Genomic DNA, 12,387 nt, shown 5'->3' on the forward strand with positions numbered 1-12,387 from the left:
CCCAACGGGGTCCCGGGCACCGCTGCGCGGGCTCCTGCTCCGGGCCCCGCCGACGGCCCGGCTCCGGGTACGGCTCAGGGACCCGTCACGCGTCCGGCCGCTTCGACTGCTCGCGCAGCTCGAACCAGATCGACTTGCCCTCGCCGCGCGGGTCCACGCCCCACGCGTCGGCCAGCAACTCCATCAGCAGCACCCCGCGCCCACTGGACGCCATCTCGCCCGGATGCCGCTTGTGCGGCAGCTCGTCGCTCGCGTCCGCGACCTCCACCCGCAGCCGGCGCCCGCCGAGTTCGCCCACCGCCTCCGCCACCAGCACCGCGTCGCCGTCGGTGTGCACCAGCACGTTCGTCACCATCTCGGAGACCATCAGCACCACCGAGTCCACCTGCTCCTCGTCGGCCCAGTCGTGCAGCAGCTCGCGGATCTGCTGCCGGGCGCCCTTGATCCGTTCCGGCTCGGCCTGGGCCACGGTCAGCATGGTGCGCCGGGCCGGCCGGGCCGGGTGCTCCAGCGGGGTGCCGCAGTCGCAGAGCCCGCCCTCGCGGCACAGCAGGACGACGGCTATGTCGTCCTCGCGCCGGTCGGCCAGCGGACCGGTCGTGTGGTGCGAGGACGGTCCGTGCACGGCCTGGACCAGCAGGTCGGCCAGGGCCTCCAGGTGCCCGGGCGCATGGCCGCCGGACGCGGGGGCGTCGGCCTCCAGGACCGCGCGCAGCCGCGCCCAGCCGGTGTCCAGGTCGTGCCCGCCGGTCTCGATCAGCCCGTCGGTGCAGAGCATCATCGTCTCGCCCGGCTCCAGCGTGAACCGTGTGGTCGGGTAGTCGGTGTCGGGGACGATCCCGAGGGGGAGACCGCCCGCGGTGGGCCGCATCAGGACCGTGCCGTCCGTCATCCGCACCGCCGGGTCGGGGTGGCCGGCGCGGGCCACCTCCAGCATGCCGGTCCGCGGGTCGCACTCCACGTACAGGCAGGTCGCGAAGCGCGGGCTCTGCGCGTCCGGGTCCCCGTCCCCCGGGGACTCCTGGGAGGCGCCCAGCCCGGCGAGGAAGCGGGAGGCGCGCGAGAGGACCGCGTCGGGCCGGTGCCCCTCCGAGGCGTAGGCCCGTACGGCGATCCGCAGCTGGCCCATCAGCCCGGCCGCCCGGACGTCGTGGCCCTGCACGTCGCCGATGACCAGGGCGAACCGGCCCGACGGCAGCGGGATCATGTCGTACCAGTCGCCGCCGACCTGGAGCCCGCCGCCCGTGGGCACGTAGCGGGCGGCGATCTGCATGCCGGGGATCTCGGGGCCGAGCTGCGGCATCATCGAGCGCTGCAGGCCCGTGGTGAGCTCCCGCTCGGACTCGGCCACGCCCGCGCGCTGGAGCGCCTGGGCGAGCATCCGGGCCACCGTCGTCAGGACGGACCGCTCGTCGGGGGAGAAGGACGCCGGCCGTTTGAAGGCGGCCATCCACGCGCCCATGGTCCGGCCGGCCACGATCAGGGGCAGGAACGCCCAGGACACCCGGTCGAAGCGCTGCGCGAGCGGCCAGGTGGCCGGGAAGCGCCGCTTGTAGTCCTCGGGGGAGGCCAGATAGATCGCCCGGCCGGTACGGACCACCTCCGCGGCCGGGTAGTCCGTCTCCAGCAGCATCTCCGTGAACGGGCCCTCGTCCCCGGCGTCGTGCCCGTGGTGCCCGATCACCGACAGCCGGTCCCCGGCCACTCCGAAGACGGCCAGCCCGTCGGGGCTGAACCCGGGCATGGACAGCGAGGCCGCGACCCGCAGCACCTCCGCGGTGGACCGGGCCTCCGCCAGCGCCCGCCCGGCGTCCAGCAGGAACGCCTCGCGGGAGCGGCGCCAGTCGCCGGTGATCGGGGTGTGCGCGGCCGTGGTGCCCGGCTGCGGCTCGGCGATCTCCTGGATGGTGCCGATCAGCTCGTAGTCGACGCGGCCGTCGTACGACCGGCTCTCCACCGGCTTGGAGCGGCTGCGCACCGTCCGCAGGACCCGGCCGTCCACGTCCATGATCCGCAGCCGGGCCTCGGCGAGGGTCCCCTCGGCGACGGCCAGGCTCACGATCCCGTTGACCTCGTTCCAGTCCACCGGGTGGAAGCGGGAGCGGACGGCCGCCTCGGGCAGCACCGCCGGTTCCGCGGGCAGCCCGAGCAGCCGGGCGGCCTCGCCGTCGAGGGAGACCGTCCCGGAGGCGTTGTCCCATCTCCACAGACCGGTCGCGACGGCGGCCAGGACATCCTCGGTGCGCACCCGGTCATCTTTACAGGTCATATCCGTTACGTGCCCGTTCGCCGGGTTGCCGGGCGCATTTCCGCAGGCAGAAGGGAGTGCCCGCCCCGTCACCCTCCCGGACGGTAACCTTGGGACGGTTGAATCCACCCTGGTATCGCGTAGAACTGGATGACTGATGCATCGGTACAGGTCCCACACCTGCGGCGAGCTCCGCGCCTCTGACGTCGCCGCCGACGTCCGACTGAGCGGCTGGCTGCACAACCGTCGAGACCTGGGCGGCATCCTCTTCATCGATCTGCGGGACCACTACGGCATCACGCAGCTCGTCGCGCGCCCCGGCACCGCCGCGAACGAGGCCCTGAGCAGCGTCTCCAAGGAGACCGTCGTCCGCATCGACGGCAAGGTCGTCTCCCGCGGCGCCGACAACGTCAACCCCGAGCTGCCCACCGGCGAGATCGAGATCGAGGTCTCCGAGGTCGAGGTGCTCGGCGCGGCCGCCCCGCTGCCCTTCACCATCAACACCGACGACGGTGTGAACGAGGAGCGGCGCCTGGAGTACCGCTTCCTCGACCTGCGCCGCGAGCGCATGCACCGCAACATCATGCTGCGCTCGGCGGTCATCGCCTCGATCCGCTCCAAGATGGTGGCCCTCGGCTTCAACGAGATGGCGACCCCGATCCTCACCGCGACCTCCCCCGAGGGCGCCCGTGACTTCGTGGTGCCCTCCCGCCTGAACCCGGGCAAGTTCTACGCCCTGCCGCAGGCCCCGCAGCAGTTCAAGCAGCTGCTGATGATCTCCGGCTTCGACCGGTACTTCCAGATCGCGCCCTGCTTCCGCGACGAGGACGCCCGCGCCGACCGCTCGCCCGGCGAGTTCTACCAGCTCGACGTCGAGATGTCCTTCGTCGAGCAGGAGGACGTCTTCCAGCCGATCGAGCGCCTGATGACCGAGCTCTTCACCGAGTTCGGCAACGGCCGCGAGGTCACCTCCCCCTTCCCGCGGATCCCGTTCCGCGAGTCGATGCTGAAGTACGGCAACGACAAGCCCGACCTGCGCGCCAAGCTGGAGCTCGTCGACATCACCGACGTCTTCGAGAGCTCGGAGTTCAAGGCGTTCGCCGGCAAGCACGTGCGCGCCCTGGCCGTCCCGGACACCGCCGCCCAGCCGCGCAAGTTCTTCGACGGCCTCGGCGACTACGCGGTCTCGCTCGGCGCGAAGGGCCTGGCCTGGGTGCGCGTGGGCGAGGACGGCTCGCTGTCCGGCCCGATCGCCAAGTTCCTCACCGAGGAGAACGTCAAGGTCCTCACCGAGCGCCTGGGCCTGGTCCCCGGCCACGCCGTGTTCTTCGGCGCCGGCGAGTTCGACGAGGTCTCCAAGATCATGGGCCCGGTCCGGGTCGAGGCCGCCAAGCGCGCCGGCCACTTCGAGGAGAACGTCTTCCGCTTCTGCTGGATCGTCGACTTCCCGATGTACGAGAAGGACGAGGAGACCGGCAAGATCGACTTCTCCCACAACCCCTTCTCCATGCCCCAGGGCGGCATGAAGGACCTGGAGGAGAAGGACCCGCTCGACATCCTGGCCTGGCAGTACGACATCGTCTGCAACGGCATCGAGCTGTCCTCCGGCGCCATCCGCAACCACGAGCCCGAGGTCATGCTGAAGGCCTTCGAGATCGCCGGCTACGAGGCCGAGACGGTCGAGCGGGAGTTCGCGGGCATGCTGCGCGCGTTCCGCCTCGGCGCCCCGCCGCACGGTGGCATCGCCCCGGGCGTGGACCGCATCGTGATGCTCCTCGCCGACGAGCCGAACATCCGCGAGACCATCGCCTTCCCGCTCAACGGCAACGCCCAGGACCTGATGATGGGCGCGCCGACGGTGCTGGAGGAGGCCCGCCTGCGCGAGCTGAACATCGCGCTGCGCAAGCCGGTCGAGACGAAGGCGGCCGACGCCAAGCCGGTCGCGGAGTCCGTGCACCCGGACGCCGCGCGCTAGGCGGCAGGCAGCAGGCATGAGGAAGGGCCCGGGGTCGACGACCCCGGGCCCTTCCTCATGCTGCGGCTAGAAGTCGCCCAGGACGCCCTTGAGGAGGGCGGAGGAGGACAGTTCGGCGGGGGCCGGGCCGGCGTGGAAGAAGCCGGCGTTCTCGGCGTCCAGCTTGCGCAGGAAGTCGAAGGCCTTGGAGTCGTGGTCGCCGAAGGCGACGAACTGCCAGTGGACGCCGGGGGCCGTGGCCGCGGCGTCGGCCAGCGCCTGCCGGGCGGGCTGGCGGTTGTCCGGGGCGCCGTCGGTCTGGAAGACGACCAGGGCCGGGCCCTCGCCGCCGTCCTTGCCGTACTGCGCGAGGACGGCCTCCACGGCCGCGTGGTAGCTGGTGCGGCCCATCCGGCCGAGCTCGGCGTGGCGGCCCTCGACCCAGGAGCCGTAGTGGGTGTCGAGGGTCAGCTCGGCCGTGCCGTCCACCTCCGTGGAGAAGAACACGGTGTGCACGGTCGCCTCCTCGTCGAGGTGCGCGGCGAGGGCGAGCGCGTGGTCGGCGAGGTGCTGGGCGCTGCCGTCCTTGTAGAACGGCCGCATCGAACCGGAGCGGTCCAGGACGAGGTAGACCTTGGCGCGGGCGCCGGCCTTCCCCTTGGCGCGGAGCACCGGGCCGGCGGCCTTGTACGCCGCGGACACCCCGGCGGCCCGCCGCCGCACGACGGCGGCGCTGTACGCGGGCCGGGCGACTGCGTCGGGCTCGGCGGGTACGTCGGCCTGCGGCGCGGCGGCTGCGACGGGCTCGGCCGGAGCCTGCGGCTCCGCGGCCTCCGGGGCGTCGTCCTGCGCCTGTGGCGCGACTGCTTCGGCCTCGGCCGGGGCCTGCACCTCGGCGGGGGCCGCGTCCTGCGGGGCGACGGTGTCCGCTGCCGTGACGACTGCGTCGTCCTGCGCCTGCGGCTCGGCGGCCGCTTCGGGCTCGGCCGGAGCCTGCGGCTCCTGGGCCTGAGGGGCCTCGTCCTGCGCCTGCGGCGCCACTGCGTCGGCCTCGGCCTGAACCACGGCGGCCGGAGCGTCGGGCTGCGGGGCAGCCCCCGTGACGACTGCGTCGTCCTGCGCCTGCGGCGCGACTGTGTCGGCCTCGGCCTGCGCCGGGTTCTCCGGCTCGGCGGAGGCAGCAGGGGTCTCGGCCGGGGCGGGGGGCTCGGCCTCAGGGGCTTCGGCCTGCGCCGGGGATTCCGGCTCGGCGGCGGTGGCATCGGCCTGCGGCGCCTCGGCCTCGGCTTCGGCCTGCGGGGCCTTCGCTTCGGCTTCGGGCTGCTCGGCGGGAGGGGTGTGCGTATCGGCGGGACCCGTGGCAGCGGCGGCCGGAGCCGCCGGGGGCGGGGTCGGCAGAGGGCGGCGGGCCTCCGGGACCGTGGGGTCCGAGGACTGTGCCGGCGCCGCCAGGACCGCAGCCGCATCGCGGTCCCGGGGAGGGGACTGCGGCGGCACGGTCGGGTTGTCGAACGACGCCGCCACGAGATCGGCGGCCGCATCCATAGGGGTGCGTTCCGTCTGATTCGGGACAGCCGCCGAAGGGGAGTCAGGAGTCTCCGGAACCGGTTCCGCAGACCGTCCGAACACCTTGCGCAACAAGCTCCGAATACCCATGGGCCAGGCCTTTCGCATGAGTGCGTGCGTCATATGTCCGTGCTGCGCGGTTGATCCCTGCCCAGAGTGGACACGTAAGGTTATCGGCCGCCCGGCTGGATCTTCGGCAGGGGCGCCTTTCGTGGCGTCCGGCTCCCAAAGGCACCCACATCGCTCCTGAACTGCCGCTCCGACGTGCCGGGTTCACCGACCGTTCATCCCCGCGCCGCCGCTTCGGCGCAACCCGGGCCTACCGTCGCGGCTGGATTCGTTCCGACACGTTGTCGGCGCCCACGCAGCCTCGGAGGACACTCGTGCGCAAGCTTCTGCCGTTCATCGGCAACCCGCATGGGAGCGGCCGGTCCGCTCTCACCTGTCGTTACCGCTGTGGTGACGCCTGCTTCCACGAGGTGCCGAACACGAGCGACAACGAGTACGCGGGCGACGTCATAGCCCGCGCCTACTCCCGCCGCTCGATGCTGCGCTCCGCCGCCGTCGTGACGGTCGCCACCGCCGCCGGCTCCGCCGTGGCGCTCAGCGCCCCGGGGCAGACCGCCAACGCCGCCCCCGCCGAAGGCGCCACGGCCGCCGGTGCGGGCAAGGGCGGCGAGGCCGCCCGCGGCCTGCGCTTCAAGCCCGTCGCGCCGAACACCGACGACAAGGTCACCATCCCCGAGGGCCACGAGCAGAACGTCGTGATCCGCTGGGGCGACCCGATCGTCAAGGGCGCCCCGGGCTTCAACGCCGACAAGCAGACGGCCGCGGCGCAGGCAGGCCAGTTCGGCTACAACAACGACTTCCTCAGCCTCCTGCCGCTCGGCGGGGACTACGAGCGCCAGCAGCTGCTCGTGGCCAACCACGAGTACACGGACGAAGTCCTGATGTTCAAGGGCTACGACCCGGCCAACCCGACCCGCGAGCAGGTCGAGATCGCCTGGGCCGCGCACGGCCTGTCCGTGGTCGTCGTGCAGGAGGACCACCGCAGCGGCAAGCTGACCGCGGTCACGCGCCACCAGCTCAACCGCCGCCTCACCGCCACCAGCGAGTTCCGGATGACCGGTCCGGCCGCCGGCGGGGCCCTGCTGCGGACCTCCGTCGACCCCACCGGCACCAAGGTGCTCGGCACCCTCAACAACTGCGCGGGCGGCACCACCCCGTGGGGCACCACCCTGCACGGCGAGGAGAACTTCAACCAGTACTTCGGCAACGCCGGCCAGGTCACCGATCCCACCGCCGCGGCCCGCCTGAAGCGCTACGGCGTGACCACCGGCGCGACCGAGCGCAAGTGGGAGCGCTTCGACAAGCGCTTCGACGTCGCCCAGGAGCCCAACGAGTCGCACCGCTTCGGCTGGGTCGTCGAGCTTGACCCGTACGACCCGCACTCCGTGCCGCGCAAGCGCACCGCGCTGGGCCGCTTCAAGCACGAGGCCGCGCAGCCCCGGCTGACCGAGGACGGCCGTCCGGTCGTCTACATGGGCGACGACGAGCGCTTCGACTACTTCTACAAGTTCGTCTCCTCGAAGCAGATGAAGAAGGGCAATTCGCGCGCCGCGAAGGAACACAACCTCACGCTGCTCGACGAGGGCACCCTCTACGTCGCCAAGCTCACCGGCGACTCCCCGGCCGCCGAGCTCGACGGCACCGGCAAGCTGCCCTCCGACGGCGAGTTCGACGGCTCCGGCGTCTGGATCAAGCTCGCCACCGGCAACGTCTCGCACGTCGAGGGCATGACCGCCGAGGAGGTGTACGTCTTCACGCGGCAGGCCGCCGACAAGGTGGGCGCCACCAAGATGGACCGCCCCGAGGACGTCGAGCCCTCCCCGCGCACCGGCCGCGTCTACGTCGCGCTGACGAACAACACCGACCGTGGCAAGCCCGGCAAGGAGGGCGCCACCGAGGCGAACCCGCGCAATCTGAACAAGCACGGGCAGATCCTGGAGCTCGCCGAGAACTTCGACGACCCGGCCGGCGACGGCTTCGCCTGGCGGCTGTTCCTGGTCGCCGGCGACCCGAACGACCCGGCGACGTACTTCGCGGGCTTCCCCAAGGACAAGGTCAGCCCGATCTCCTGCCCGGACAACGTGGCCTTCGACCCGCACGGCAACCTGTGGATCTCCACCGACGGCAACCAGCTCGGCTCCCACGACGGCCTGTTCGGCGTCGCGACCGCGGGCGAGCGCCGCGGTGAGCTGAAGCAGTTCCTCACCGTGCCGCGCGGCGCCGAGACCTGCGGTCCGCTGATCCAGGACAAGCGCGTCCTGGTGGCCGTGCAGCACCCGGGCGAGATCGACGGCGCGTCCGTCGAGAAGCCGCAGTCGGTGTGGCCCGACGGCCCCGGCAGGATCGTCCGCCCGGCCGTCGTCTCGGTCTGGCGCAAGGACGGCAAGAACATCGGCGTCTGACGGGCCCGGCGGGCCGCCGCGACCGCGGCGGCCCGCCCGCGGTCAACTTCCCTCCGGCAGCCGCCCGACGGGCAGCCGGAGGGTCGTCAGCGCGCCCCCCTCAGGGGCGTTGGAGAAGCTGAGCCGGATCTCCAGGACCGCCGCCTGTCCCGCCGCGATCGTCAGGCCCAGCCCGTGGCCGCGGCCGCGCCCCGGGTCCCCGGTGCGGAACGGCTGCGGGCCGTGCTCGATCAACTCGGGCGGGTAGCCCGGCCCGTGGTCGCGGACGGTGACCACCGGCCCCTCCACCGTGACCTCCACCGGTGGGAGCCCGTGCTTGTGTGCGTTGACCAGCAGGTTCGCCAGGATCCGGTCGAGGCGTCGGCGGTCCGTGAGCACCATGGTGTCGCGGACCACCCGTACCGTCGCGGTGGTTCCGGCCGCTTCGACGGCCCGCTCCACGGCCCGGCCGAGCTCCACCATGGCGAGGTCGGCCCGCTCGACGCCCGAGTCGAGCCGGGAGATCTCCAGGAGGTCCTCGGTCAGCAGGTGCATGGCCTTCAGCCGGTTGTTGATCATCTCCTTGGGGCGGCCCTCGGGCAGCAGCGCCGCCGCGGCCAGGGAGCCCGTGAGCGGGGTGCGCAGCTCGTGCGCCACGTCGGCCGTGAACCGCTTCTCCGCCTCCAGGCGCTCCTGGAGCGAGGCCGCCATGGTGTCCAGGGCCCGCGCCACGTCCCGTACCTCGTCCCGGGAGCGGCCCGGCCCCTCGGCGTCCCCGGCGGGGAAGCCGACCCGGGCGTCGAGGTCGCCGGCGCTGATCCGGCGGGCGACGGCGGCGGTGGTCGCGAGCCGACGGCTGATCCGGTCGGCGAGGAAGAGCCCGGCGAGGGCCACCGCTCCGGCGGCGAGTCCGGCCGAGGCGAGGATCGCCGTGTCGATGTCCCGCAGCCGGTCACGGGTGCTGCCGAAGGGGATCCAGACCGCCAGGGCCTTGCCGTCGGCCGGGCCCGCCGCCCACATGACCGGTTTGCCGTCCTGCTCGCCGACCATGCTGCCGGTCTGCCCGCGGCCGACGAGGGCGCGCAGGGCGCCGGGCAGGCCGGGTGGGTCGACGGAGGAGTTCACGTCGCCGTGCGCGGTGCCGTACTCGTAGTGGCCGAGGGCGTGGTCCAGTTCCGCGTCGGCGGCCTTGCGGACCTCGCCGACGATCTGCCGGGCGACCACGTTGTGCACCAGGATGCCCAGCACGGCGGCGACGGCGCAGCACACGGCCGTGGTGGTCAGGGCGATCTTCCAGCGCAGGCTGCTCAGCGCGTGCATCGGGTGCCGTTCCCGCTCGACGGGGCCGCGGTGCTGTTCGGGCATTCGTCGAGGGTGAGCTGGGCCAGGTTCATGATCCGGGCCTTCGGGTCCCACACGTAGTCGGAGACGGCGACGTACTCGGGGTTGGTGGTCGGTTCCCGGACGGCCAGGTGCTCGGCGGCCACCTCCACGCCCTCCAGGACCGCGCGCCGGGACAGGATCCGGGCGATGCGCCCGTCGTCCTGGACGGTGTAGACGCGCAGTTCGCTGAGCCGGCCGTCGAGGTCGACGGCGGTGATGAGCTCGTCGCGGCCGTTGCCGGTGAGGTCGTGCAGGACCGGGGGGCGCACCGGGCAGTCGGGGCCGCCGCCCGCTGCCTCCGTGCACAGGGCGACCCGCTGCGGGGCCCGGGGGTCGACGAGCCGCCCGGTGCCGCCGTCCTGGGCGGCGGCGGAGGTGACGTCGGCGCGCACGACGTCGACGGGGTTCACCTCGCCCATGCTCAGCTGCGGCACCTTGGGCAGGCCGGGGACCACGGCGGCCGTGCCCGGTTCCTGGTCCGGGGCGGGCGGGGACGGGCGGATGTGCTCCCACAGGGTCCGCGGGGCGTGCACGGTGCCGCGGTCGCCCTCGCTCTGGAGCCCTTCCACGTCGGCGCACCCCGTCGCCGCCAGGAGGACGGCGAGGGCGGTGACGGCCCGGGCGCGGTGCATGCTCCGATGCTCTCCCCTCCGGCCCGGCCCGGCCCGGGCGGCGGCCCATTCGGGGGACCGGCGGGCGGCGGGGCGGGCCGGCCGGGTCAGGTCTCCTCGGGCCGGGTCATGCAGCGGGCCGCCGCGACCTCCTGCCGTACGGGCGCGAGCACACTTGCCGCGTCTCCCTCCGGCTCCCCCTCGACCCGCACGGGGACGGTGCTGCTGCGCACCCGGCCGGCCAGTTCGTGCAGCTGCCGGGCGAGGGACTCGACCTCGTCGGCGGCGGGCGGCGCCGCGCCGTGGTTGACCTTGACCCGGGCCGCCGTGGTGGCGTCCACGATGCGCTCCACGGCGACGACCAGCGGCCACCAGGCGGCTGCCCGGGTGCCGGTGGGCGGCGGTTCGGTCAGGGCCCGCTGGAACTCGCTGCGCACACCGGACAGGTCGCGGTAGATGCGCCGCCGGGCCTGGAGGCGGGCGGTCCGGGCGGCGGCGTGCGCGGCCTCGTCCACGACGGGGGCGAAGGCACGCTCCAGGTAGCGGGCGGTGTCGTCCACGGTGTCGGCGAGCCGGTCCCCGATGCGGGTGTGCCAGCTCTCGGGCCAGAGAAGGTAGCCGGCGACGAGGGTGATGGCGCAGCCGATGAGGCTGTCGATCAGCCGGGGGCGGATCAGGTCGAAGCCCTGGTGGTTGAGGAGGTCCGAGAGCAGCAGGATCACCGGGGTGATCGCTGCGGTCTGGAAGGCGTACCCCTTGGCGGAGAACACCGGGATGAGCGCGCCGAGCACCATGATCACCGGTACGTCCCACCAGCCGCGGGGCACCTCGGCGAGCACGGCGGCCGCGACGACCAGGCCGAGCGCGGTGCCGACGGCGCGCAGCACGGCCCGGGAGAACACCGAGCCGAAGTCGGGCTTGAGGACGAAGGTGACGGTGAGCGCGATCCAGTAGGAGCGTTCGAGCTCGACGACCGATACGAGGGCCTGCGCGAGTCCGATGCACAGCGCGAGCCGCAGCCCGTACCGCCAGGAGGCCTCGGACAGCACCATGCCGCGCACGGCCCGCCGGGTCCGCACGCGCAGGGCGGCGGGCCGGCCGAGGCGGTCGTCGACGTTGTACGGGTCCGGTGCGGCGAGCGGAACGATCCTGGCGGCGTGGCGCAGGGCGGCGTCGACGGCCCGTTCGGCGGGGGTGTGCGGGGGCGGCAGGTCCAGCTCGGGGGCGGTGGTGCGGCCGTCCTCGACGGCGGCGGCCAGCTCCCGGACGGCGGCCGGGACGGCGGGTGGCAGCGGCCGGCCGCGCAGGTGGGCGGCGGGTGCGGCCTCGACGAGCGGGATCACCACGTTGAGCTGGGACAGCATCCGCACCAGGGAGGGGCTGCGGCCGTGCACGCGGGCCCGGCGGCCCAGGATCAGGTCGTAGGCCTGGTTCAGGGCCTGGGTGACCTGCCGGCGGCGTTCGTCGTAGACGTCGGCGGGGCCCCCGGCGGCCTCGTAGGCGGCGGCGAGGGCCCGGTAGGTGGCGGCGACGGCGGCGCGTTCGGGCTGCCGGCCGCGCAGGGGCCAGGCCAGCAGTGACAGGGCGAGGACGAACAGACCGCCCGCGCTCAGCAGCAGCGGTGCCGTCCACCAGGGCTGCGGCATGGGGAGTCCGGCGCCGACGACGGCGTTGAGCAGGAGCAGCAGTCCGGACACGGAGGCGACCGTGCCGATGGAGGAGATCATCCCGGAGACGAGGGCGATGAGGGTGAGGACGCCGACGGCCAGCCAGCCGTGGCCGTAGACCAGGGTGCCGAGGGCCACCCCGACCGCGCCGAAGAACTGCGGGACGGCGATGTTGAGGACGCGCATCCGGTAGGCGTCGGCGGTGTCGCCGATGACCCCGGACAGGGCGCCCATGGAGGCGAGGGCGCCGTACTCGGGCTCGTCCAGGGCGAAGCCGACGGCGAGCGGCACGGCCAGTGCGACGGCCGCGCGTCCCGCGGCGGCCCAGGGGACCGGTGCGGTGGTCGGCTTCAGTCCCTGCAACAGCCAGGCGGGCGGCGCCAGCGGGTGGTGCCGGGCTCGCCGCGACGCCGGGTGTTCGGTGCGTTCGGTGCTCATTCCCGCTTCCGTGCGGCCGCTCGCGTATCGGTTCTTCTGGGCTCTTCTGCGTCGTTCTGCGCGTGTTCGT

Annotated in this window: 7 protein-coding genes; 2 read left to right on the plus strand and 5 right to left on the minus strand. The window is 73.5% G+C overall.

The genetic code is table 11. The annotated features are described in order from the left end of the window. Positions 1–85: 85 nt before the first annotated feature. Positions 86–2,248, minus strand: coding sequence for a SpoIIE family protein phosphatase (locus tag ACPU2J_RS17730; protein WP_423833583.1), 2,163 nt, complete (start codon positions 2,246–2,248; stop codon positions 86–88). A 157-nt stretch (positions 2,249–2,405) separates the two neighbouring features. Here ACPU2J_RS17730 and aspS point away from each other — a divergent pair, with 157 nt between their 5' ends. Next, positions 2,406–4,223, plus strand: coding sequence for an aspartate--tRNA ligase (gene aspS, locus ACPU2J_RS17735; protein ID WP_420080173.1), 1,818 nt, complete (start codon positions 2,406–2,408; stop codon positions 4,221–4,223). A gap of 66 nt (positions 4,224–4,289) precedes the next feature. Here the strand turns inward: aspS and ACPU2J_RS17740 are convergent, their stop codons facing one another. Beyond that, a complete protein-coding gene (locus tag ACPU2J_RS17740) occupies positions 4,290–5,747 on the minus strand; it encodes a VWA domain-containing protein (protein WP_423833584.1) in 1,458 nt (485 codons plus the stop codon). A gap of 404 nt (positions 5,748–6,151) precedes the next feature. On the opposite strand from ACPU2J_RS17740, the gene ACPU2J_RS17745 reads away from it, so the two are divergent. Continuing rightward, a complete protein-coding gene (locus ACPU2J_RS17745) occupies positions 6,152–8,239 on the plus strand; it encodes a PhoX family protein (RefSeq protein WP_420080171.1) in 2,088 nt (695 codons plus the stop codon). Positions 8,240–8,281: 42 nt separating this feature from the next. Here the strand turns inward: ACPU2J_RS17745 and ACPU2J_RS17750 are convergent, their stop codons facing one another. The 3 genes from ACPU2J_RS17750 to ACPU2J_RS17760 all read right to left on the minus strand — a co-directional run bounded on the left by ACPU2J_RS17750 (position 8,282) and on the right by ACPU2J_RS17760 (position 12,317). After that, the gene (locus ACPU2J_RS17750; RefSeq protein WP_423833585.1) at positions 8,282–9,583 is read right to left on the minus strand and encodes a sensor histidine kinase; all 1,302 of its coding nucleotides are present in this window, start codon (positions 9,581–9,583) and stop codon (positions 8,282–8,284) included. Next, a complete protein-coding gene (locus ACPU2J_RS17755) occupies positions 9,526–10,233 on the minus strand; it encodes a hypothetical protein (protein ID WP_361596238.1) in 708 nt (235 codons plus the stop codon). Before ACPU2J_RS17755 ends, ACPU2J_RS17750 begins: the two co-directional genes overlap by 58 nt. A gap of 86 nt (positions 10,234–10,319) precedes the next feature. Then, positions 10,320–12,317, minus strand: coding sequence for an FUSC family protein (locus ACPU2J_RS17760; protein WP_423833586.1), 1,998 nt, complete (start codon positions 12,315–12,317; stop codon positions 10,320–10,322). Between the last annotated feature and the right edge of the window lie 70 nt (positions 12,318–12,387).

This window comes from Streptomyces manipurensis, from assembly GCF_049570255.1.
Classification (GTDB): Bacteria; Actinomycetota; Actinomycetes; order Streptomycetales; family Streptomycetaceae; genus Streptomyces; species Streptomyces manipurensis.

Bases quoted from the DNA above. Each gene is read 5' to 3' on its own strand.
- aspS (WP_420080173.1), top strand. From the start codon at position 2,406: ATGCATCGGTACAGGTCCCACACCTGCGGCGAGCTCCGCGCCTCTGAC.
- ACPU2J_RS17740 (WP_423833584.1), bottom strand. From the start codon at position 5,747: ATGGATGCGGCCGCCGATCTCGTGGCGGCGTCGTTCGACAACCCGACC.
- ACPU2J_RS17750 (WP_423833585.1), bottom strand. From the start codon at position 9,583: ATGCCCGAACAGCACCGCGGCCCCGTCGAGCGGGAACGGCACCCGATG.
- ACPU2J_RS17755 (WP_361596238.1), bottom strand. From the start codon at position 10,233: ATGCACCGCGCCCGGGCCGTCACCGCCCTCGCCGTCCTCCTGGCGGCG.
- ACPU2J_RS17760 (WP_423833586.1), bottom strand. From the start codon at position 12,317: ATGAGCACCGAACGCACCGAACACCCGGCGTCGCGGCGAGCCCGGCAC.